General features: G+C 70.6%; 21 protein-coding genes. 12 read left to right on the forward strand and 9 right to left on the reverse strand.

The genetic code is table 11. The features are described from left to right. From GA0115240_RS17765 to GA0115240_RS17795, 7 genes are all read left to right on the forward strand, one after another. On the forward strand, nt 1-475 hold a 475-nt coding region (locus tag GA0115240_RS17765; RefSeq protein ID WP_237554977.1), incomplete at its 5' end, for an NUDIX hydrolase. 40 nt (nt 476-515) lie between these two features. Then, the gene (locus GA0115240_RS17770) at nt 516-842 is read left to right on the forward strand and encodes a DUF2469 domain-containing protein (protein WP_093737653.1); all 327 of its coding nucleotides are present in this window, start codon (nt 516-518) and stop codon (nt 840-842) included. Between the two features lie 163 nt (nt 843-1,005). Continuing rightward, nucleotides 1,006-1,368: a YraN family protein gene (locus tag GA0115240_RS17775; protein ID WP_093737654.1), complete on the forward strand. Its 363-nt coding sequence runs from the start codon at nt 1,006-1,008 to the stop codon at nt 1,366-1,368. After that, entirely contained in the window at nt 1,368-3,020 is a 1,653-nt protein-coding gene (locus GA0115240_RS17780) for a YifB family Mg chelatase-like AAA ATPase (RefSeq protein WP_093737655.1), read from the forward strand. The genes GA0115240_RS17775 and GA0115240_RS17780 overlap by 1 nt, the downstream gene beginning before the upstream one ends. Beyond that, nucleotides 3,020-4,312, forward strand: a complete 1,293-nt coding sequence (gene dprA / locus GA0115240_RS17785) for a DNA-processing protein DprA (protein WP_093737656.1) — start codon at nt 3,020-3,022, stop codon at nt 4,310-4,312. Before GA0115240_RS17780 ends, dprA begins: the two co-directional genes overlap by 1 nt. A gap of 293 nt (nt 4,313-4,605) precedes the next feature. Next, the gene (whiG, locus tag GA0115240_RS17790) at nt 4,606-5,442 is read left to right on the forward strand and encodes an RNA polymerase sigma factor WhiG (protein WP_093737657.1); all 837 of its coding nucleotides are present in this window, start codon (nt 4,606-4,608) and stop codon (nt 5,440-5,442) included. A 29-nt stretch (nt 5,443-5,471) separates the two neighbouring features. Beyond that, nucleotides 5,472-6,053, forward strand: a complete 582-nt coding sequence (locus GA0115240_RS17795) for a TetR/AcrR family transcriptional regulator (RefSeq protein ID WP_176725105.1) — start codon at nt 5,472-5,474, stop codon at nt 6,051-6,053. Between the two features lie 58 nt (nt 6,054-6,111). Here the strand turns inward: GA0115240_RS17795 and GA0115240_RS17800 are convergent, their stop codons facing one another. Next, complete coding sequence (locus tag GA0115240_RS17800; RefSeq protein ID WP_093737659.1) at nt 6,112-6,714, reverse strand: peptidoglycan DD-metalloendopeptidase family protein; 603 nt, start codon at nt 6,712-6,714, stop codon at nt 6,112-6,114. Between the two features lie 266 nt (nt 6,715-6,980). Here GA0115240_RS17800 and rpsB point away from each other — a divergent pair, with 266 nt between their 5' ends. The 5 genes from rpsB to GA0115240_RS17825 all read left to right on the forward strand — a co-directional run bounded on the left by rpsB (nt 6,981) and on the right by GA0115240_RS17825 (nt 11,816). Continuing rightward, nucleotides 6,981-7,955 carry a 30S ribosomal protein S2 gene (rpsB, locus tag GA0115240_RS17805; RefSeq protein WP_093737660.1) on the forward strand — a complete coding sequence of 325 codons (975 nt, stop codon included), beginning with the start codon at nt 6,981-6,983 and terminating at the stop codon, nt 7,953-7,955. Nucleotides 7,956-8,095: 140 nt separating this feature from the next. Beyond that, a complete protein-coding gene (gene tsf / locus GA0115240_RS17810; RefSeq protein ID WP_093737661.1) occupies nt 8,096-8,932 on the forward strand; it encodes a translation elongation factor Ts in 837 nt (278 codons plus the stop codon). Between the two features lie 189 nt (nt 8,933-9,121). Further along, complete coding sequence (gene pyrH, locus GA0115240_RS17815; RefSeq protein ID WP_093737687.1) at nt 9,122-9,916, forward strand: UMP kinase; 795 nt, start codon at nt 9,122-9,124, stop codon at nt 9,914-9,916. 139 nt (nt 9,917-10,055) lie between these two features. After that, nucleotides 10,056-10,613: a ribosome recycling factor gene (gene frr, locus GA0115240_RS17820; protein WP_093737688.1), complete on the forward strand. Its 558-nt coding sequence runs from the start codon at nt 10,056-10,058 to the stop codon at nt 10,611-10,613. A gap of 315 nt (nt 10,614-10,928) precedes the next feature. Then, nucleotides 10,929-11,816 carry a phosphatidate cytidylyltransferase gene (locus GA0115240_RS17825; RefSeq protein ID WP_093737662.1) on the forward strand — a complete coding sequence of 296 codons (888 nt, stop codon included), beginning with the start codon at nt 10,929-10,931 and terminating at the stop codon, nt 11,814-11,816. An 858-nt stretch (nt 11,817-12,674) separates the two neighbouring features. Here GA0115240_RS17825 and GA0115240_RS17830 read toward each other — a convergent pair. The 8 genes from GA0115240_RS17830 to GA0115240_RS17865 all read right to left on the reverse strand — a co-directional run bounded on the left by GA0115240_RS17830 (nt 12,675) and on the right by GA0115240_RS17865 (nt 20,799). Beyond that, nucleotides 12,675-13,904: a tyrosine-type recombinase/integrase gene (locus GA0115240_RS17830; RefSeq protein ID WP_093737663.1), complete on the reverse strand. Its 1,230-nt coding sequence runs from the start codon at nt 13,902-13,904 to the stop codon at nt 12,675-12,677. An 88-nt stretch (nt 13,905-13,992) separates the two neighbouring features. Beyond that, nucleotides 13,993-14,184, reverse strand: a complete 192-nt coding sequence (locus tag GA0115240_RS17835; RefSeq protein ID WP_093737664.1) for a helix-turn-helix transcriptional regulator — start codon at nt 14,182-14,184, stop codon at nt 13,993-13,995. Between the two features lie 457 nt (nt 14,185-14,641). Then, nucleotides 14,642-16,117, reverse strand: a complete 1,476-nt coding sequence (locus tag GA0115240_RS17840) for an ATP-binding protein (protein ID WP_093737665.1) — start codon at nt 16,115-16,117, stop codon at nt 14,642-14,644. Between the two features lie 2 nt (nt 16,118-16,119). After that, nucleotides 16,120-16,968, reverse strand: a complete 849-nt coding sequence (locus GA0115240_RS17845; protein ID WP_093737666.1) for a bifunctional DNA primase/polymerase — start codon at nt 16,966-16,968, stop codon at nt 16,120-16,122. A 308-nt stretch (nt 16,969-17,276) separates the two neighbouring features. After that, nucleotides 17,277-17,900 (reverse strand): DUF6197 family protein, encoded by a 624-nt coding sequence (locus tag GA0115240_RS17850; protein ID WP_202451491.1) that lies wholly within the window; start codon nt 17,898-17,900, stop codon nt 17,277-17,279. A 25-nt stretch (nt 17,901-17,925) separates the two neighbouring features. Continuing rightward, nucleotides 17,926-18,117, reverse strand: coding sequence for a hypothetical protein (locus GA0115240_RS17855; RefSeq protein WP_093737667.1), 192 nt, complete (start codon nt 18,115-18,117; stop codon nt 17,926-17,928). Then, the gene (locus GA0115240_RS17860) at nt 18,114-18,425 is read right to left on the reverse strand and encodes a hypothetical protein (RefSeq protein WP_237554978.1); all 312 of its coding nucleotides are present in this window, start codon (nt 18,423-18,425) and stop codon (nt 18,114-18,116) included. Before GA0115240_RS17860 ends, GA0115240_RS17855 begins: the two co-directional genes overlap by 4 nt. Before the next feature lie 139 nt (nt 18,426-18,564). Next, entirely contained in the window at nt 18,565-20,799 is a 2,235-nt protein-coding gene (locus tag GA0115240_RS17865; protein WP_093737668.1) for a cell division protein FtsK, read from the reverse strand. Nucleotides 20,800-20,831: the final 32 nt, after the last annotated feature.

Consider the following 20,831-nt stretch of genomic DNA (forward strand, 5'->3'; position numbering starts at 1 on the left):
GCGGCAGGTCGCCCGGGTGGTCCTGCTCGATCCGGCGGACCGGATCTTGCTGTTGCACGGCTTCGATCCGCCGAAACCCTCGGCGACCTGGTGGTGCACCCCCGGCGGCGGGGTCGAGGGCCAGGAGGAGCTGGCGGAGGCGGCCCGGCGGGAGGTCGCGGAGGAGACCGGCATCACCCAGCTGGATCTGGGGCCGGTGCTGTGGCAGCGCACCTGCTCGTTCCGGTTCGACGGCCGGCGCTGGAAGCAGGACGAATGGTACTTCCTGGGCCGTACCGAGACGGTCGAGGTGGACACCGCGGGGCACACCGACCTCGAACGCCGTAGCGTGAACGGGCTGCGATGGTGGACGTGCGAGGAACTTCTCCGCACTCGTGAGACGGTGTATCCGATCAGGCTCGCCGGGCTGCTGCGTACGCTGCTCGACGAAGGCCCCCCGCTATCCCCGATCCCGCTGGGAACGGAGCGCGACTGACGCACAATGGGGGGCACGTACGGCTGAAGGGGAACATGCCATGAGCGCCGAGGACCTCGAAAAATACGAGACCGAGATGGAGCTGAAGCTCTACCGGGAGTACCGCGACGTCGTTGGCCTGTTCAAGTACGTGATCGAGACCGAGCGGCGGTTCTACCTCACCAACGACTACGAGATGCAGGTGCACTCGGTCCAGGGCGAGGTGTTCTTCGAGGTCTCGATGGCGGACGCGTGGGTGTGGGACATGTACCGGCCGGCTCGCTTCGTGAAGCAGGTCCGGGTGCTGACGTTCAAGGACGTGAACATCGAGGAGCTGAACAAGGCGGATCTCGACCTGCCGCAGGACGAGGCCGGCTTCAACGGCTAGCCGCGGGGCCGACCGCCGGCCGGGTTCGGCAGGTTCGGCGGGTTCGGCGGGGCGCCGCGAGTGCCGGGCGGGCCGGCGGTGGTCCGGGTTATCCACAGGTTCGACGTCAAGATCATCTTCGATGGACCACCTTCTGTCACAGTGAGTGACGGAGGTGGTACCCATGAACGCACGAGGTGCTCTCGGACGCTACGGCGAGGATGTCGCAGCCCGCACCCTGAAGGACGCCGGACTGACCCTGCTCGGCCGCAATTGGCGGTGCGGACGGCGAGGCGAGATCGACATCCTCGCCACCGAAGGCGACGCCCTGGTGGTGTGCGAGGTGAAGACCCGCCGGGAAAGCGACTTCCAGCACCCCATGGAAGCGCTCACCCCGCGCAAACTCACCCGGCTGCGCACCCTGGCCGAACGCTGGACCGCCGAACACGGCGGCGCACCGCCCGGCGGGATCCGCATCGACCTGGTCGGCGTGATCCTGCCCACCCGCGGCCCGGCCCGCGTCGAACACGTCCGGGGGGTGGCGTAATGGGCTTCGCCCGTACCTGCTCGGTCGCGCTGATCGGCGTCGAAGGCGTCGTGGTCGAGGTCCAGGCCGACCTGGAACCCGGCGTGGCCGCCTTCACCCTGGTCGGCCTGCCCGACAAGAGCCTCACCGAGAGCCGCGACCGCGTGCGCGCCGCGATCGTCAACAGCGGCGAGAGCTGGCCGCAGAAGAAACTCACCGTCGGACTCAGCCCGGCATCCGTGCCCAAGAGCGGATCCAGCTTCGACCTCGCCGTCGCCTGCGCCGTACTCGCCGCCAACGACCGCATCGCACCCACATCCATCGCCGACCTGATGATGATCGGCGAACTGGGCCTGGACGGGCGGGTCCGCCCGGTGCGCGGCGTACTGCCCGCAGTGCTCGCCGCCGCCGACGCCGGCTACCGGCACGTCGTGGTGCCCGAGCGGACCGCTGCCGAGGCCGCCCTCGTGCCCGGCATCGCGGTGCTCGGCGTGCGCAGCCTGCGGCAACTCGTCGCGGTCCTCAACGACGAACCCGTGCCCGAGGAGGACGAGGACAGCGCCGACTCCGACGGACGACCCGACCCGATGCTGGCCGGGCTGACCATGCCCGGCGGGGGAGCGGGCACCGGACTCGGCAACGCCCTCGGCGGCGGCACCGGGACGGCCGGCTCCGGCTACGGCACCCAGGACAGCCCGGACCTCGCCGACGTGGCCGGGCAGCGGGTGGCCCGGCTCGCCCTCGAAGTCGCCGCCGCCGGCGGTCACCACCTCTACCTGAAAGGACCACCCGGCGCCGGCAAGACCATGCTCGCCGAGCGGCTCCCCGGCATCCTGCCCCCGCTCACCCGGCAGGAGTCCCTGGAAGTCACCGCCGTCCACTCGGTGGCCGGCATCCTCCCGCCCGGCCGGCCCCTGGTCGACACACCCCCCTACTGCGCCCCGCACCACTCCGCCACCATGCCGTCCCTCGTCGGCGGCGGCAGCGGACTGCCCCGACCCGGCGCGGTGTCCCTGGCCCACCGGGGTGTGCTGTTCCTCGACGAAGCGCCGGAATTCAGCGGACGGGCCCTGGACGCCCTGCGACAGCCGCTGGAAGCCGGACACGTGGTGGTCGCCCGGGCCGCCGGAGTGATGCGGCTGCCCGCCCGCTTCATGCTGGTCCTCGCCGCCAACCCCTGCCCCTGCGGCCGGCACTCGATGCTCGGCGGCGGCTGCGACTGCACCCCCGCCGCCGTACGCCGCTACCAGTCCCGGCTCTCCGGACCACTGCTGGACCGCATCGACCTGCGCGTGGAGGTCGAGGCGGTCAGCCGCAGCGACCTGATCGGCAGCGACCGGGGCGAATCCTCCGCCCTGGTCGCCGCCCGGGTCCGGGAAGCCCGCGCCCGCGCCGCGGCCCGCTACGCAGACAGCCCCTGGCGCACCAACAGCGACATCCCCGGCCACCAGCTCCGCACCCGCTGGCACGTCGCCCCCGGCGCCCTGCACGCCGCCGAACGCGACATGGAACGCGGGCTGCTCACCGCCCGCGGCCTGGACCGGGTGCTCCGCGTCGCCTGGACACTCGCCGACCTCGCCGCCCACCCCCGCCCCGACACCGGCGACATCCAGCAGGCACTCCAACTGCGCACCGGAATCAGCCGCGGCGCGGTCCTCGCCGGAGGCATCTGATGCCCGCCCGCGACGAACACGGCACACCGCCCGCGGCGCGCGGCGGACCGGGAACCCCCGAGGCCGTCGAGGCCGAACTGCGCCGCCACTACCAGCCGAGCCCACACCGCGACGGCCATGCCGACCCCGGGGGCGACGAACTCGGATACGCCGTCCCCTGGGCGGAACGGCTGGCCCGGGTCACCCTGACCCGGGTCGCCGACCCCGGCGACGACATCATGGGCCGGGCGCTGCGCGAACGCGGCCCGGACGCGGCACTGCGCGCCGCCCGCACCGGACAGCGCCTGCCCCGAGCCGGCGAAGGGCGGACCGAGAGCTATGCCGCCCGGGCCGCCCGCGCCGACCCGCTGGCCGACCTCGCCGCCGCCTGGAAAGCCGGCGCCCGCTTCCTGTGCCCCGGGGACGGCGACTGGCCCGCCCAACTCGACGACCTCGGCGCCCAGCGGCCCTACGGGCTCTGGGTGCGCGGCCGGCCCTCACTGCGGCTGTGGGCGCTGCGGTCCGTCGCCGTGGTCGGCGCCCGTACCTGCACCGACTACGGAGCGCACATGGCCGCCCGGCTCGGCGCCGGACTGTCCGCCGCGGGCTGGGCGGTCGTCTCGGGCGCCGCCTACGGCATCGACGCCGTCGTACACCGCAGCGCCCTGGCCGCCGGCGGCGCCACCATCGGCGTGGTCGCCAGCGGCGTCGACGTGCCCTACCCGCCCGGCAACGCCCAACTGATCGGGCAGATCGCCGAACACGGCCTGCTGATCGGCGAACTGCCGCCGGGCGACCACCCCACCCGGGCCAGATTCGTGCTGCGCAACCGGGTCATCGCCGCCCTCACCCGCGGCACCGTCGTGGTCGAGGCCCGCTACCGCAGCGGATCCCTGATCACCGCCCGCCGAGCCGCCGCCCTGGGCCGCGTCACCATGGGCATCCCCGGCCCCTGCACCAGCGGCCTGTCCGAGGGAGTGCACGAACTGCTGCGCGCGGACGCCCTCGTGGTCACCGACGCGGCCGAAGTCGCCGAACTCGTCGGGGAGATCGGCGCCGACCTCGCCCCCGCCCGGCACGGCCCGATCCTGCCGCGCGACCGGCTGCCCGCCCCCACCGCCCGCGTCCTCGACGCCCTGCCCGCCCACGGCCACGCGGACACCGAGGACATCGCGACGGCGGCCGGCGCCACCGCCCGGGACACGCTCGGCCGGCTCTACGAATTGCAGGCCCTCGGCTTCGTCGAACGCCACAAAGGCCGCTGGACATTGGTCCGTACCACCCGAAACCCCACGTCGAATCGCGATGGTTGACGCCGCCCCTACACCATCAGGTGACAGCGAAACGCTCTGACCTGCCACGATCGCAGGACCGGCCCTGAGCCGCCCGCCAGGCCCGCATGATGGCGCGATGGTGGGCAGCCTTGCCCCCACGCCGGGCCCCGCACTCGGCCCGCAGCCCCCGCCGCCGTAGAGGAACGTATCTGCGCATGTCCCACACGGAAGCCGTAGCAATGAGCGACACTATGGTCACGCTACGCTCGCGGAGGCTCGATTTTCCCACCACCCCGATGACAACGCCACGGCAGAACGGCTCACAACGACGCATGCCCCAGCACACCCCCGGGCCGCAGCGGACGACGGCAACGACCGCCGCCCCGACCGCCACCCGGCCCGCCGCCCCCACATCGCTCGACGCGCTGTGGCGGACCTACAAGTCCACGGGGGACGCACGGCTGCGGGAACAACTGATCCTGCACTACTCGCCACTGGTGAAGTACGTGGCAGGACGGGTCAGCGTCGGACTGCCGGCCAACGTCGAACAAGCCGACTTCGTCTCCTCCGGAGTGTTCGGACTGATCGACGCCATCGAGAAGTTCGACCCCGAGCGCGCCATCAAATTCGAGACCTACGCCATCACCCGCATCCGCGGCGCCATGATCGACGAACTGCGCGCCCTGGACTGGATCCCCCGCTCGGTGCGGCAAAAAGCCCGCGCCGTCGAACGCGCCTACGCCACCCTCGAAGCGAAACTGCGCCGCACCCCCAGCGAACACGAGGTCGCCGCCGAAATGGGTGTCGGCCTGGAGGAACTGCACGGCGTCTTCAGCGCACTGTCCCTGGCCAACGTCGTCGCCCTGGAAGAGCTGCTGCACGCCGGCAGCGACGGCGGCGGCCGGCTCAGCCTCGTCGACACCCTGGAGGACACCGGCGCCGACAATCCCGTCGAAGTCGCCGAGGACCGCGAACTGCGCCGCCTGCTCGCCCGCGCCGTGAACACCTTGCCCGAACGCGAGAAAACCGTCGTCACCCTCTACTACTACGAGGGCCTCACTCTCGCAGAAATCGGGCAGGTACTCGGAGTCACCGAAAGCCGCGTCAGCCAGATCCACACCAAATCGGTGCTCCAACTCCGGGCAAAGCTGGCCGACGTCGGCCGCTGACATGCGGGCGGACTGTCTACAGTGGAGCAATGCCCAGGATTCGAGCGGCCTCGGTGGCCGAACACCGGACGATGCAGCGCCGCGCCCTGCTGGACGCCGCCCGCGCGCTGCTCTCCGAGGGCGGCACCGAAGCCCTCACCTTCCCGGCCCTGGCCGAGCGCACCGGCCTGGCCCGCTCCTCGGTCTACGAGTACTTCCGCTCCCGCGCCGCCGTGGTGGAGGAACTGTGCGCGGTCGACTTCCCGGTCTGGGCCGCCGAAGTCGAAGCCGCCATGGCCGCCGCCGACACCCCCGAAGGCCAGATCGAGGCATACGTCCGCGCCCAGCTCGGCCTGGTCGGCGACCGCCGGCACCGCGCGGTCGTCGCCATCTCGGCCGGCGAACTGGACGCCGGCGCCCGGGAGAAGATCCGAGCCGCGCACGGCGGCCTGGTCGCCATGGTCGGCGCCGCCCTGTCCGACCTCGGCCACGACGAACCCCGGCTGATCGCCATGCTGCTCCAAGGCACCGTCGACGCCGCCGTTCGCCGCATCGAACTCGGCGCGGCCGAGCACCCCGAGCGGATCATCGAGGCCGCGGTGGCGATGGCACTTCACGGCGTCTCCCGCTGACAGTCCACTGACCCCGGGGGCCTCCCCCCCGCCCCCCCACCCCCTCCCCCCGGTGCCGCTACGCCCCGGCCGACCGCGCCCGCCCCAGCGGCAGCAGCCTCGACGGCTCCGACCGGCGCAGGGACGGCGGCAGCAGCGTCAGCGGGTCCAGGTAGATGTCGCCGCAGAGCAGACCCCAGTGCAGGCAGGATCCCGGGCAGTGCGGCAGCCGGCCGGCCAGTACGCCCACCGGTCCGCCGGCCGGCACCGCGGCGCCCACCGACACACTGCCGCGCACCGGTTCATAGGTGGTGCGCAGACCCCCGGGCAGCTCGACGACGACCACCGGTGTGCCGCCGACCTCCCCGCTGAAAGCGACCCGGCCCGCCGCTGCGGCGCGCACCACGGCGCCGGGCCCGGCGCGCAGATCCACCCCGCGGTGCCCCGCCGCCCACGGCGTCGCGGGCGGGTCGAAGGCCCGCAGGACCAGCGGTCTTCCGCCCGCTCCGGGCCCCGCCACCGGCCAGCAGCGCGCGGCCGTACAGCCCGGACCGGCGCCCGGACCCGCCGCGGATCGGGCCGGGGTCGGCGTACGCGTCGGACCCGGGTCGGCGCCGAGGGCCGGAGCGGCGGTCAGCAGGGCGGTGGTGAGAAGCGTCAGGCAGATCGTGGTGAGGGTCATGGGGTGATGATCGCGGATCGGGGGGCGGCCGGGACGATCTTGGTCGGGGGGCTGTGGATAACTCGGGTGTCGCCTGGTACTCCGCCCGTCCCGTACACTTCCTATGGCGATTCGGGTCACCGGATCGACTTCGCACGCCCCGCCACCCACCCCCGTTCAGGGGCGGTGGCCGCGCCCCTCGGTCCCTCGTGGCACGGCGCGTCGGGGCGTCAGGCGCGACCGCCGTCCGGCGGCCGCGGTAACCGAGCACATCAAGGAGTACGGCCATGGCCGTCGTCACGATGCGGGAGCTGCTCGAGAGCGGCGTCCACTTCGGGCACCAGACCCGTCGCTGGAACCCGAAGATGAAGCGCTTCATCTTCACCGAGCGCAATGGCATCTACATCATCGACCTGCTCCAGTCGCTGTCGTACATCGACCGCGCCTACGAGTTCGTCAAGGAGACCGTCGCGCACGGCGGCTCCATCATGTTCGTCGGCACCAAGAAGCAGGCGCAGGAGGCCATCGCCGAGCAGGCGTCCCGCGTCGGCATGCCGTATGTCAACCAGCGCTGGCTGGGCGGCATGCTCACGAACTTCTCGACGGTCTACAAGCGCCTGCAGCGCCTCAAGGAGCTCGAGGAGATCGACTTCACGGACGTGGCCGCCTCCGGCCTGACCAAGAAGGAACTGCTGGTCCTGTCCCGCGAGAAGGACAAGCTGGAGAAGACCCTGGGCGGTATCCGCGAGATGCAGAAGGTGCCGAGCGCCGTCTGGATCGTGGACACCAAGAAGGAGCACATCGCCGTCGGTGAGGCGCGCAAGCTCCGTATCCCGGTCGTCGCGATCCTGGACACCAACTGCGACCCCGACGAGGTCGACTACAAGATCCCGGGCAACGACGACGCGATCCGTTCCGTCACGCTGCTCACCCGCGTGATCGCCGACGCCGTCGCCGAGGGTCTGATCTCCCGGTCCGGCGCCGCGCTGAACGACAAGAAGACCGAAGGCGTCGCCGAGCCGCTCGCGGAGTGGGAGCGGGACCTGCTCGAGGGCGAGAAGAAGGCCGACTCCGAGGGCGAGACCTCTGCCGAGGCCCCCGCCGTCGAGGCCGCCGCCGAGACCGAGGCGCCGGCCGAGGCCGACGCTCCGGCCGAAGCCGCTGCGGAGTCGCCGGCCACCGAGGAGCCGGCCGTCGAGGCCGCCACCGAGGCCCCGGCCAGCGAGGCCCCGGCCACCGAGGGCGACGCCGAGCAGGCCTGAGCCTTCCGGCAGCCGTCCGGCAGGCCACCGCAGCCCGCCGCACAGCAGCACGACGAGAACCACGCGTGACGACGGCGGGGGCCCACGCCCCCGCCGTTGACCCGTAGAGCCACCGACCATTCGGGAAGAGACCTAAACCCATGGCGAACTTCACCGCCGCCGACGTCAAGAAACTCCGCGAGCTCACCGCTGCGGGCATGATGGACTGCAAGAACGCCCTCACCGAGGCCGAAGGCGACCTGGACAAGGCCGTCGAGATCCTCCGCGTCAAGGGCCAGAAGGGTGTCACCAAGCGCGAGGGCCGCTCGGCCTCCAACGGCGCCGTGGTGTCCCTGATCGCCGCCGACAACTCCGAGGGCGTGCTGGTCGAGCTGAAGTGCGAGACCGACTTCGTCGCCAAGGGTGACAAGTTCGTCGCCGTCGCCGAGGCCGTCGCCGAGCACATCGCCGCCAGCAAGCCGGCCGGCATCGAGGCGCTGCTCGCTTCCGAGATCAAGGACGGCCAGTCCGTCCAGGCCTACGTGGACGAGGCCAACGCCACGCTCGGCGAGAAGATCGTGCTCGACCGCTTCGCCCAGTTCACCGACGGCTACGTCGCCTCCTACCTGCACCGCACCAGCCCGGACCTGCCGCCGCAGGTCGGCGTGCTGGTCGAGCTGGACAAGGCCGACGCGCAGACCGCCAAGGACATCGCGCAGCACATCGCGGCGTTCGCCCCGAAGTACCTGAGCCGCGACGAGATCGACGCCGAGACGGTGGAGAACGAGCGCCGGGTCGCCGAGGCCACCGCCCGCGAGGAGGGCAAGCCCGAGGCAGCCCTGGCCCGGATCGTCGAAGGCCGCGTCAACGGCTTCTTCAAGGAGAACGTCGTCGTGGAGCAGGCGTTCGCCAAGGACGCCAAGAAGACGGTCCAGAAGGTCCTGGACGAGGCCGGTGTGAAGCTCAAGCGCTTCGCCCGCTTCCGCGTCGGCGTCTGACCACCCCGGCGGCAGACCCTCGGCCCGCCGAGGCGTCTGGCCGACGAATGTCCGACGGCCCCGCTAGGGTCGTACGCGGTCGGCCGCCCGCCGGCCGGCCGCAGATGTGACGAGGAGGCCATTGCCGTCCAGGGAACCCCCGAGGACCCGCGGCAATGGCCTCCTTTGTACGTGCACGAGGAGACCCCGATGGACGATGGCGCCGACAACCCCCGAGCCGACCAGCCGCACGACCCGGACACCGGCACCCGCAGCGGTGTCGCGCGCCGCCGCTACCTGCTGAAGCTGTCCGGTGAGGCGTTCGCCGGAGGAGGTGGCCTGGGCGTCGATCCCGACGTCGTGCACGCCATCGCCCGGGAGATCGCCGCGGTGGTCAGGGACGGCTACGAGATCGCGCTGGTCGTCGGCGGCGGCAACTTTTTCCGCGGCGCGGAGCTCCAGCAGCGCGGCATGGACCGGGCCCGCTCCGACTACATGGGCATGCTGGGCACGGTGATGAACTGCCTGGCCCTCCAGGACTTCCTGGAGAAGGAGGGCATCGAGACCCGGGTGCAGACCGCGATCACCATGGGCCAGGTCGCCGAGCCCTACATCCCGCTGCGGGCCGTGCGGCATCTGGAAAAGGGCCGGGTGGTGATCTTCGGCGCCGGGATGGGCATGCCGTACTTCTCCACCGACACCACCGCCGCCCAGCGGGCCCTGGAGATCGAGGCGACCGCCATGCTGATGGGCAAGAACGGCGTGGACGGCGTCTACGACTCCGATCCCAAGCTCAACCCGGACGCGGTGAAGTTCGACGCGCTGGAGTACGGCGAGGTGATCGCCCGTGACCTGCGGGTCGCCGACCTCACCGCGATCACCCTGTGCCAGGACAACAAGCTGCCGATCCTGGTCTTCGAGCTGCTCGCGGAGGGCAACATCGCGCGGGCCGTCAAGGGTGAGAAGATCGGCACGCTGGTCAACGACCGGGGCACCCGGGCGTGACGGCGGCCCGGACGCCCGACACCGGACCCGCGGCCGGCTTGGCCGGGGCGGGGATGGACAACACGCTGCCGGTCGGACACCGTGCAGGAAAGACGCGCGCAGGGACCAGGCTCTGCCTTCTGAATACCAGGAGCACATGGTGATTGAAGAGACCCTCCTCGAAGCCGAGGAGAAGATGGAGAAAGCCGTCATCGTCGCCAAGGACGACTTCGCGGCGATCCGGACCGGCCGTGCGCACCCGGCGATGTTCAACAAGATCGTGGCCGAGTACTACGGCACCATCACCCCGATCAACCAGCTGGCGTCCTTCGCGGTGCCCGAACCGCGGATGGCGGTGATCACCCCCTTCGACAGCAGCAGCCTGCGCAACATCGAAGAGGCGATCCGCAATTCCGATCTCGGCGTCAACCCGAGCAATGACGGCCGTATCATCCGGGTGGTCTTCCCGCAGCTCACCGAGGAGCGCCGTCGGGATTACATCAAGGTCGCCAAGACGAAGGCCGAGGACGCCAAGATCTCCATCCGCAGCGTCCGCCGCAAGGCCAAGGAAACCCTTGACAAGCTGGTCAAGGACGGCGAGTCCGGTGAGGACGAGGTGCGCCGCGCGGAGAAGGAGCTGGACGACACCACCACGAAGTACGTGGCCCAGGTGGACGAGCTGCTCAAGCACAAGGAGACGGAGCTGCTGGAGGTCTGAGCCTCCTGCGCACCCGCGGGGCAGCGGACGCCGGTACGTTTCCGGTGCGGGCACCCGCGGCCATGTCCGTTCCCCCGGCGCCCCGGGGGGCGCCGCCGGCCGACGCCACCAGCCGCCGGGCGCCCACCACTCGCCCACCTCAGATGCCACCACCGACGCCCACCACTAACGCCCACCACCGACCACGACGACGCGAGGCGAAGCTCCGTGAACGACTCTTCCTGGGGCGCTTCGCCACGCGCCGGCCACGTGGTGGAACCTCCGCATACGGCGGGTTCCGCGACGGGGACCGGGGCCAGGAGGAAGACTCCTTCCATGCCGCCACCTCCGCCGCCCGCCACGCAGCCGCCGTCCGAGCAGCCGCAGCCCGGGCCGGCACCCGCCAAGAAGTCCGCGGGGCGCAATCTGCGGGCCGCGATAGGGGTCGGCGTCGGGCTCGGTGTGGTCATCATCGCCGCGCTCTTCATCGTCAAGGCCGTCTTCGTCGGCGTGGTGGTGGCCGCGGTGGTGGTCGGTGTCTGGGAGCTGACCTCCCGGCTCGCCGAACGCAAGGGCATCCGGGCGCCGTTGATCCCGCTCGCGGTGGGCGGGGTGGCCATGGTCGTGGCCGGCTACGTGTGGGGCGCGGACGGCGCGTGGGTGTCGACGGCGCTCACCGCGCTGGCCGTCCTGGTCTGGCGGATGACGCGGCCCGCCGAGGACTACCTCCGGGACGTCACCGCGGGCGTCTTCACGGTCTTCTATGTGCCCTTCCTGGCCACCTTTGTGGTGATGATGCTGGCCGCCGACGACGGCCCGCGCCGGGTGCTGGTCTTCCTCCTGCTCACCGTCGTCTCCGACACCGGTGCCTACGCGGTCGGCTGGCGCTTCGGCAGCCACCGCCTCGCCCCGCGCATCAGCCCCGGCAAGACCCGCGAGGGCCTGGCCGGCGCGATGTCCTTCGCGATGATCGCCGGCGCCCTGCTCATGCAGTTCTTCATCGACGACGGCCGCTGGTGGCAGGGCATCCTGCTCGGCCTGGCCGCCGCCACCAGCGCCACCCTGGGCGACCTCGGCGAATCCATGATCAAGCGCGACCTGGGCATCAAGGACATGGGCACCCTCCTCCCTGGCCACGGCGGCATCATGGACCGCCTGGACTCCCTGCTGCCCACCGCCCCGGTGGTCTGGCTCCTCCTCGTCCTGTTCGTCGGCCAGGGCTGACCACCCACCTCCCGATCACGAAGCCGGCCCTCGCGCAGGAGCCGCGCAGGGACGCCGGACGCCGCAAGCGCGAACGCGGCGGTCAGCTGTCCGACGAGGGCCGGTTGGGCATGCTTTGTCGGGAGCGAGCAGCCGTCGCGGCGGGCGGCCGGGTTCTCATCCGCTCGGGTCGTCCCCGGGCCGTCAGACGACCGCCCCGGACCGCCACGTCCGCCACGAGCCGCCGGAGACGACCGTCACCCCGCGAACGGGCGGGCCGGTGCGCCGGGTCTGAGAGACTGGGAGGCATCATGCCTGTGCCCGGAGAACTAGTGTCGGGCGAGCGCTGAGAAGCCCTCTACCAGCAGCTTTGTGGCTGGTAGAGGGCTTCTGTTTAGGCGGGGGGCCGCCACCGGGCCGTCGCGTGGCGAGAGCACCCGGGGATCAACGAGACGGCCCCCTGCGGAAGACCACCAGGAACGGCGCCACGTAGAGGGATGCCTCCGCCGGGGTTGTTCGCCCTGCGTAGATGAGAATCACTCCTGCTACAAGAGCACCGACGTAGGCAAGACCGTCACCAGAGGGGGGCATGGCGGGCGACTGGCTTTGTCGCGGACGTTTGTTCATAATGTCGGTGGTGCCTACTTTCTCGAAGTGGGAACCCAGGCCACCCGTGTGTGTCAGAAGCAAGCGGGTGGCTTTTTGCTGGGCTGGCGGACCTGGCCGCGCGTCAGATTCTTCCCTACGCGCCATGGATTCGCAAATCAACCCCACTCGTAACAAGGGGGTTGACTCTGTCAGGGCCTGTCGTACCTTTGATTCGAAGGGTCGGGGGATAGTACGGGTCTAGGCCATCGCAGGCGTACGCCAGGGTGCTGCCTACGATTTGACGAATACTCGATCGATCGCGCGGCGGGCCCGTTCCCGGCTGCTCGGCATGAGGTGTGCGTACACCCGGAGGGTCAGTGCGGGGTCCGCATGGCCCAGGTACTCGCTCACAGCCTTGATGCTCTCTCCAGCGTCCAGCAACACCGACGCGTAGAAGTGCCTCAGCGCGTGCATGCCGTGCTCCCGCGCGGAGTCGTAGGGCTTGCCCAGCTCGGGTGTCGGGATGAGGCCAGCAGCGGCAAGCGCGGGCTTCCACTCCTGGATGTTGAAGTTACTGCGCCAGACGATCCCGCCGGCCTGGTTGGAGAAGTACAACCGCTTGGTGACGAGCGGCCCGTCCGGCTTCTTCCACGGGAGCGTGACCGCGACCGGCTTGCAGTCGTCCACGTGCGAGCGGATCGCGGCGGCGACGGACCCGGGCAAGGGCACGTCCCGTTCCTTGTTGCACTTCGGCGGGGCGAACACGGCCTTGCCACGGATGAGCTTCACTTGCCGCACCACGTGTAAGGTCCCCGCCTCGAAATCGATCGCGTCGTCTTCGGCGAGACCGATGATCTCGCCTTGCCGCAGTCCGCAACCGCCGGCCACGTCCACCATCGCCCGGTACCGCTGGGGGAGGGCCGCCCGCACCGCGAGCACCTGTTCCGGAAGCCAGGGCACCAAGCGAGCCGCGCTGATGGCGGGCGGTCGCACGGACTTGGCGTTGCACGGATTCCGGTTCAACAGTCCGTCGTCCACCGCTGCGGAGAGAACAGCGCGGACGTTGCCGTAGATGATCCGCGCGTATCCGCCGGACATCGGATCGTCTTCCAGCGCCTTGACGAGCGCCTGAATGTGGGACGGCCGGAACGAGTCGAGCGGACGGGTGCCGATCCGCGGCAGGACGTGGAGCCTGAGGCGAGTCTCCACGGCGACCTGAGTTGTCAGGTCGGTCGTCTGGGAGTTCAGCCAGCGCAGGGTGAACTGACGGAATGTCGTACGGCCGGCCTTGGGATCGACGTAGGTACCGCGTGTCATGTCCGCGTTGGTCTGGGCTAGCCACTCTTCGGCGAGGCGCCGTTGCCGGTCCGGAAAGGACTTGCTCAGCTCCGTTCCGTCCGGACCGATGTACCGGGCCCGGTAGCGCATGCCGGTGCCGTAGCGGTCAGTTTTGACGCGGATGGTCTTGCCGTCGGGATTCTGTTCGGTCTTGTACCAGCGGTCTTGGATGTGGCCTGCCATGGTGGGCGACTCCTTGAGGCATGGCGGCGGCCGGTGGCGAGCGGGCTGCTCGCCACCGGCCGCGGTGAACTCGGTTTGGATGTAGTGGCTAAGCGGCTTCGCTCTGCCCGTTGATCCACGCGCGTACGGCTTCGGGGTCGTAGCGCAGGTGTTTTCCGGCGCGGAATCCGGGTGGGCCGGTGCGCTTCTTACGCCAGGCGTAGACGGTTTCGACGCTCGGCAGGCGCAGGATCTCGGCGAGTTCTTCGGGGGTGAGGAAGTGGTCGGGGAGTACAGGCACGCCGGCGGCTCCTGAGGACTCTTCGGGTGGGATTTTGCTTCGGGACTCGCGTGTGTCCGAGGTGTGGATTTCTGCGTCATTGCGTCATCCGCGTCATTCAGGCTTCTGACCTGCGGTTTCGGGTGACGCAGCGGCCGAGGGGTGCGTCATCGCAGCGTCATGGGCTGCGTCATCGGGTGACGCAGATGACGCAGGATGACGCAGGGGCCGGTGTCTGCGTCATGGCTGTTGCAGCAGGTCAGGTGCCGTTTTCCGGCTTGCATGACGCAGGTGACGCAGCGTCTTCCCTCTTAGGACAAAAGAGAGGGTGTCCCGCTGTAGTGCGGTGCCGCTTCAAGCGTGAAGAAGGAGCCGCTTCGCGGCGCGACCACCGGGTGGCGCGGTGCGCCGAACTGCAAGAGGAGCACGCAGGGCCGGTGGTGCTCCTCTTGCTTGTTCCGGTCGGAACCGACCCGGTTCAGAACGCGGGCTGTTGCCGGTGTGGGGGTGGTGCGGCGGGGCGGGTGATTTCGAGGTAGCGGCCTTCGCTGGTGCGGCCGGTGTCGATGATGACGCCGCGGGCGGCAAGGGTGGGCTGAAGGCGCTTGAGGCGGTCGGAGAGGACTTTGCCGGTAGTGGGCCAGCCTTTGGGCAGGGGGCGCAGTTCGTCGCCGCTGTAGAGGCGGCTGAGGCCGTGCAGCCACTCGGTGGAGGTCATCCGCTGAGCCGCGCCCGGGGTGATGGTCTCGGCATGGCGCAGGACGGTCTGCGCGAGGAGATCACCCTCGATCACGTCGTCGTTGAGGTCGTCCAGACTGGCCCGGTAGGCGCCCAGCGCTCCGAGGCCGGTGGCCGCGTCGAGCTGCGCGCACAGGTGGGCGAAGTCCGCCATCCGCAGATCGGTGGGAGTCTCCACCGCAACGCTGCGGACCTTGACCGTCAGGTCCAGCAGAGACCCGAGAACGACAGGCAGCACCTCCGCGTACTCCGCCCACAACTCCGCCTCAGTGCGCCGCACGCGGGGCCGCTCCAAACGCAGCGGCAGCAGCCGTTCGGCAAGGTCCGGGCGGATGACTCCCACATCGATACCCGTCAGGAGCAGCGGCCGGCGGTAGCGGGCGCGGAACACGTCCCCGTCGGTGAACAGGGCCCGCTTGACGCTCTCCGCGCCGGTCACGATGCAGCACATCGCGTCGGACAGGTCCGGGGTCATGTGGGACAGGTTGTCGAGAGCCGTTACCCATCCGGCCGCCACCGCCGCGATCAGGTTCTCCTCATCCTTCGGTGCCCGGCGCAGGTCTCCGCTCATGCCCTCGATGATCCGGATGAGCATCCGCCCCCCGGTGGACTTCCCCGCCCCCTGCGGCCCGGTGAGGAACGGCGCCGGCACCGGCACGGACGGCCCGAGGCAGCCGATCAGCCACGCCAGGGCCAGGCACTCGGTCTCCGCGGTGGCGAAGTTGCACAACCTGAGCAGCAGGTCGATGCCCTTGCCGTCGGTGTCCTTGACGGGCAGGGGGAGTTCCCCGGTGAGCTGGGTTCGCCGCCAGCACACTTCCCGTGGGTCGGGGATGAGGATGTCCCACCCGGCGGGGTGGATACGCACGGACCGTCCGTCGTCCCGGCCCAGGTCCAGCCACGTCGCCCCGTCGAATCCGGGGGCCACCCGGATGTTGACCGGCTGCACGTCCTCGGTCAGCGCGAGCGCTTCAATCAGGTCCAACGCCTCTTTCAGCGCAGTGCCGTTGAACACACCGCGCCCGTCCCTGAACAGCCCGACCATGAGTTCCTGGCGGTGGCTGCCCGTCGTGCCCTGCGAGCGGATCGGCCGGGCCACCGGGTGGCTGTTCTTCTGCGCGTAGACGGTGCCCTCCGCGGTGCGGAAGTACCGAAAGTGCTCTTGCGCGTAGTCGGTAATGACCTCGCGGCCGGGGGTCTTCTCGTCCTCGGACACGGCTACACCCCCAACCGGGCGCGGGCGTTGGTCCACGCGTCGGTGCAGTGCCGGGCCGATTCCCCTTTGGCCTGTGCGGCGATGAACAGCCGCGCGATGTGGGCTTCACCGAGGCAGCCGCACCGGCCATGGGCGGACAGCACGGCAAGGAACGTCCGGTAGACGGTGGCGTGCACACCCTCGGACGCGGCGGTGATGCGCTGTTCGGCCATGGCAATGCCGCGGTCCAGATACGCGGGGGTGCGGTGACGGCACTGCCCACCCTCGGCCGGCGCGGGCACGGTGACGGTCGTCGGCCGGACAGCGCTGGGTTCCTTCACGGCCAGCGTGCGCACGGCCTCCGGCAGGACCGTCACCGTGCCGGTGCCGGGGCCGAGCCAACGGGCGTAGGACATCCAGGATTTGATGTCCATGCCGGGGCGGATCGCGTTGGAAGAGCGCATGCCGCCGCGGTAGATCCAATGCTCGCCGCGGGTGGTGGGCACGGTGCGGGTTGCGGGGAGGTTGGCGCGGGCCCAGGTGATGGCCGCGGTGTTGTCGAGGTCCACCACGGTCAGCCCGGCGCCACCGGGGTGGTAGGCGACCGCCACGGCCTGCCGCCATGCCAGGGCCCAAGGCGGGGAGGTGATCTCGGTTGGGTCGGTGGTGGCGGCGGCCCATCCGTGGCAGGGCGCCGGGCACTCGCAGGGGCCCGCGGTGAGCATGTTCGGCCGGCCGCCGCACGCGCTCCGAGTGCAGGCGGGGCAGTTCCCGAACGGCATCTTCCCTGCGCGCAGGGGCAGTACAGGGACGCCGGAGGCGGCGAGCGCGAGAGCGGTGGCCAGCGGTTCGGTGGGGACGGGTTGGGGCATGCTGGTGGTCTCCTGTTCCTTGCCGTGGAGCGGAGAAACCGGGACGGCCGCGTGTCTTTGGCGAGAGGTGCGGTCGTCCCGGGCGGGGTAGGCGCCGGGCATGAGACCTCGGCGGTGGTGGGTGATGGTGGGTGCGTGGGGTGTCGAGGTGGGGTTGTTCACCGCGTGGAGCCGCTGGGGGGACCATCACGGCTGGGGTGAATCCGCGGTGACCGGCGTCACCATGGCCACGTTCGTGTTGATCGTGGTGTTGGTGTGCCGGTGGGTAGCGCAATGGGCCCGTCCGGGGCGGTGAGCGCCGGGCGGATTCAGGTGCGGGCAGTGGCAGCGGCGGCGCGCACTACGGCGAGCGCCTGTTCGGCGCCGACGTGGGCCTGTTCGTTCCACTGCGGATACGGCGTGGTGATGCCGCGATCGGTGAGTACGGCCTGTATCTGTCGGCCGGCGTCCACGGCGGTGTGTTCGGTGCCGTAGCCGAGGCGGAAGATGGCGTGCTGGGCTCCGAGGATGCAGCGCCGCCCAATGGCCGAACGGGTTCGGCTACCTGTCTGGCCCCAGCCCCACCGCTCCAAGACGAGCGCGGTGAGGTCGAGGTGTTCGGCGGTGGTGATGCGCAGCCGGGCGATGCCTTCGCCGCGGCGGGCGGGGTGCAGCGAGAGCAGCCGATCGGGCAGCAGCCGCCACAACCCTCCCGGCAGCACCGGTCCGGCCGGAACGGCGGCAGGCACGGCCGGGGTACGGGTGGCGAGCGCGTCCGCCACCAGTTCTTGCGTGGTGGCGGTGACGAGCGGGTGTGCGGTGTGGCGTTGTTCGGCGAGGTAGCGGGTGATCTCGTCAACGAGTCCGGCCGCGAGTTCGCCGATGCCGTCGAGGTCGGATGGGTGGTCGGTGTCGATGCAGACGAGCGGCGCGGGGGTGCGGGTGGGGGTCATGGGTGGTGGTGCCCTCCGATCGGTGTCAGTGCATCTGTCCGATGGCGTGGGCGGTGGCGGTGACGAGCTGGGTGATGGGTCCGGCGGCGCCGGTGGCGGCGGCGTAGAAGCCGAAGAGGAAGACCACGACCGCGGCGCCGAACGAGGTGGACTTGAAGCGGATGGCCAGGGCGGTGCCGGTGCCGAAGAGCAGCACGGCGGAGACGGACAGGATCACGGGCGGTCTCCCGGGGTGCGGGTGAACGGGCTGACGGTGGGGGCGTTGGGGGTGGTCGGGGTGGTGCCGCGGTCGTAGGTGTCGCGCCAGGCGTTGAAGAGGTGGCGGCCGGTGCGTATGCGGATGCCGTGGCCGTTGCAGCGGCGGCAGTGCTTGCCGCGCTTGGGCTTGCCGCGGCGGTCGGTGGCGAGCGCGAAGCCGAGTCCGTTGCACTTGCGGCACTTGCCGAACGGCGAGACCGCACACACTCCGGCGTAACCGAGCGTGAGGAGTAGGAGGAGGAGGCTAGCGGCGAGGATGAGGGTCATGACGGGCCCTTCTGGGGCTGTTCAGGGGTTTTCGCAGGTGGGCCGCTAGAGGATAGGAACCTGCTCAGCGGCCGGATGGGGCGCTAGCGGTGCCGCTAGACCTAGCGGGGTATGCCGCTAGGTCTAGCGGCGGAAGCATCTAGCCCGCGTCCCGGTTTCCGTCACGCTCCGCAACAACGTCGGTGATGCGGGCCCGCTCGACGCCCTTGCGGTTGGCGCCCTTGCCGGCGTCGGTCTTGCCCCACACCTGAACCGTGGCCACCCCGAACGGCTTCAGCGCGGCGGCCAGCCCTTCGGGGTCCCAGCCGCCGTAGACGTCGGGGCGCAGGTCGGCCAGGCGGGCGGTGACTGTCTCGGACCACACCTTGGGCTCTTCGGCCGGGACCACCGCGAGGATGTCCCGCAGCAGGTCGTACCCGGCCGACTCGGACGCCTCGAAGGCTTCCCCGAGCGCGTGCCCGGACAGCGTCCCGGCGGTCTCGCGGAGCGTGCGGGCGCGCAGGCCGATCGCTTCCGCGGTGGGTGCGTCGACGTAGGCGGAAGAGACGATCCGTGCGTCGGCGCCTTCACCCACGAAGTAGTGGATGCCCTTGTCCTTCCAGGAGAACATCGTCGCCCGGATGCCCCGCTTGTACGACGACGTGCCCAGGACCATGTCGTTTTCCAACTGGCCCATGACCTTCAGGCAGAACCGGGCCGACGCGTTCGCGGAAATGCCGGTGGGCAGGGCTTTGGCGTCCGGGCGCTGGGTGGCCAGCAGCAGCACGATGCCGGTGGCGGGGCCGCGCTTGACCAGGTCGGTGCAGATCTCTTCGAACTCCGCCCCGTGCTTGGGGTGCTCGAACCACACCTGGCACTCGTCCACCCCGATCACGATCGGGTGCAACCCCAGCTTCGGCCGGCTCGCCAACTCGCTGGTCACCTTGGATTCGGGGCAGATGTCCCGGGGCAGGGACCGGATCATCTTCGCCCGCCGCCGCAACTCGCCGCGGACTTCCCGCAGGTCCGCGAGCGCGTATTCGATGTCCTCGTCATCGTCGCCGGCTCGGTGCCGGTGGGAGACGCGCTCGCCGACTGGATCGAGGTCGCCGGTGCCTTTTAGGTCGTAGGTGTGCAGCTCAGCGCGCACATCGAGTGCGGCGATGAGCAGCAGCAGCCGCAGCAGGAACGTCTTGCCCATGCGGGGGATGGCGCCGATGACGGCCGCGATGTACATCAGGGTGATCTCCACCCACCGGCCACGCTGGTCGGTGCCGAACGCCACGGGCTTGAACAGGTCCACCGAACCGGACTTCAGCAGCGGCCACGCTGGCTTGCGGGCGGTGGACATGTCCTGATCCCCCACCCACATCACCAGCCGCCCGGTGTGCTCATCCGGCACCGCTTCCGGCCACACGCACCCCAGCGGTCGGCGCAGACCGGACGCGAGCCGGTCACGGCGCTCGATCACGTCGGTGACGGTCACGCCGTAGGGGAGATCGCCTTCGGCGCGCCATCCGGGCCCGTCGCGGGTGATGGGGGCGGTGAACGCGAAGCCGTCTCTGCCCTTGCCCTGCGCCTGGTTGATCGCGGGAATGCCGAGTGCTCCCAGGGCGCGCAGCACGATGTCACTGGTCAGCTTGGGGGCGCTGGGTAGTTCCACCGCGCGGGTGACGACCGGCGCGTCCGCCCGGCTGCCGGCTACTCCCATGGCGAGCACGATGGTGCCGACCGCGACGGCTTGCAGCCAGCCCGGCGCCAGCACGTACATCGCCAGCGCCGACCCGACTCCGATGAAGGCGGCGAGCACCGCGACCAGGGTGCGCAGCCGCACCCGGTTGTCGCGCTGCCGCGACAGCTTCAGATACTCGCCCGCATCCTCGCGGCGGACCGCCGCGAGGCGGACCGGCTCACCCTCCCGATCGGCCAGCCACCGCACCGAGCCGCCCACGAACTTCGCGGCGCCGCGCGGCGACTGCAACGCCAGGCGGCCGGCGTAGTAGGGGGAGCGCAGGCCGTGATAGGCGGCCAGGTGCGCGTAATGACCGGCCGTCCACCGGGCGGCCGTCTTGAACTCGGCTGCGGAGCGCAGCCACGGCGGCAGCGCCGCCCGACGCCTGGCACCCATCAACCGGCCCAGGTAACCGGGCCCGGCCGCAACCGGACCGTCCACCAACACCCGAGCGGTCGGGTCGCCCGACCCATCATCCGACGCGTCGCCCGACTCCAACGGGCCGGAGTCGCCCGACGCGTCGCCCGACTCGGAACGAGCTGATCGCGCCTTGCCGAGATCGACCACGTTGGTGTCCGGGTCTGCCGACCGGTCGGGGCCGAAGTCGGCTGTCAGGTCGGCTTCGAGCCGGTTGAAGAGTTCGTTCTCTTCCTCGTGATTCACTGCTGGTTCCTTCCAGAAATGGAATGGTGAGG

The organism is Streptomyces sp. DvalAA-14, from assembly GCF_900091855.1.
Classification (GTDB): domain Bacteria; phylum Actinomycetota; class Actinomycetes; order Streptomycetales; family Streptomycetaceae; genus Actinacidiphila.

Coding starts and splice junctions, on each gene's coding strand:
- rpsB (WP_093737660.1), top strand. CDS start 6,981: ATGGCCGTCGTCACGATGCGGGAGCTGCTCGAGAGCGGCGTCCACTTC.
- tsf (WP_093737661.1), top strand. CDS start 8,096: ATGGCGAACTTCACCGCCGCCGACGTCAAGAAACTCCGCGAGCTCACC.
- GA0115240_RS17775 (WP_093737654.1), top strand. CDS start 1,006: ATGAACGCACGAGGTGCTCTCGGACGCTACGGCGAGGATGTCGCAGCC.
- whiG (WP_093737657.1), top strand. CDS start 4,606: ATGCCCCAGCACACCCCCGGGCCGCAGCGGACGACGGCAACGACCGCC.
- GA0115240_RS17850 (WP_202451491.1), bottom strand. CDS start 17,900: ATGACCCCCACCCGCACCCCCGCGCCGCTCGTCTGCATCGACACCGAC.
- GA0115240_RS17860 (WP_237554978.1), bottom strand. CDS start 18,425: ATGACCCTCATCCTCGCCGCTAGCCTCCTCCTCCTACTCCTCACGCTC.
- GA0115240_RS17800 (WP_093737659.1), bottom strand. CDS start 6,714: ATGACCCTCACCACGATCTGCCTGACGCTTCTCACCACCGCCCTGCTG.
- GA0115240_RS17780 (WP_093737655.1), top strand. CDS start 1,368: ATGGGCTTCGCCCGTACCTGCTCGGTCGCGCTGATCGGCGTCGAAGGC.
- GA0115240_RS17845 (WP_093737666.1), bottom strand. CDS start 16,968: ATGCCCCAACCCGTCCCCACCGAACCGCTGGCCACCGCTCTCGCGCTC.
- dprA (WP_093737656.1), top strand. CDS start 3,020: ATGCCCGCCCGCGACGAACACGGCACACCGCCCGCGGCGCGCGGCGGA.
- GA0115240_RS17830 (WP_093737663.1), bottom strand. CDS start 13,904: ATGGCAGGCCACATCCAAGACCGCTGGTACAAGACCGAACAGAATCCC.
- GA0115240_RS17770 (WP_093737653.1), top strand. CDS start 516: ATGAGCGCCGAGGACCTCGAAAAATACGAGACCGAGATGGAGCTGAAG.
- pyrH (WP_093737687.1), top strand. CDS start 9,122: ATGGACGATGGCGCCGACAACCCCCGAGCCGACCAGCCGCACGACCCG.
- GA0115240_RS17795 (WP_176725105.1), top strand. CDS start 5,472: ATGCCCAGGATTCGAGCGGCCTCGGTGGCCGAACACCGGACGATGCAG.
- GA0115240_RS17825 (WP_093737662.1), top strand. CDS start 10,929: ATGCCGCCACCTCCGCCGCCCGCCACGCAGCCGCCGTCCGAGCAGCCG.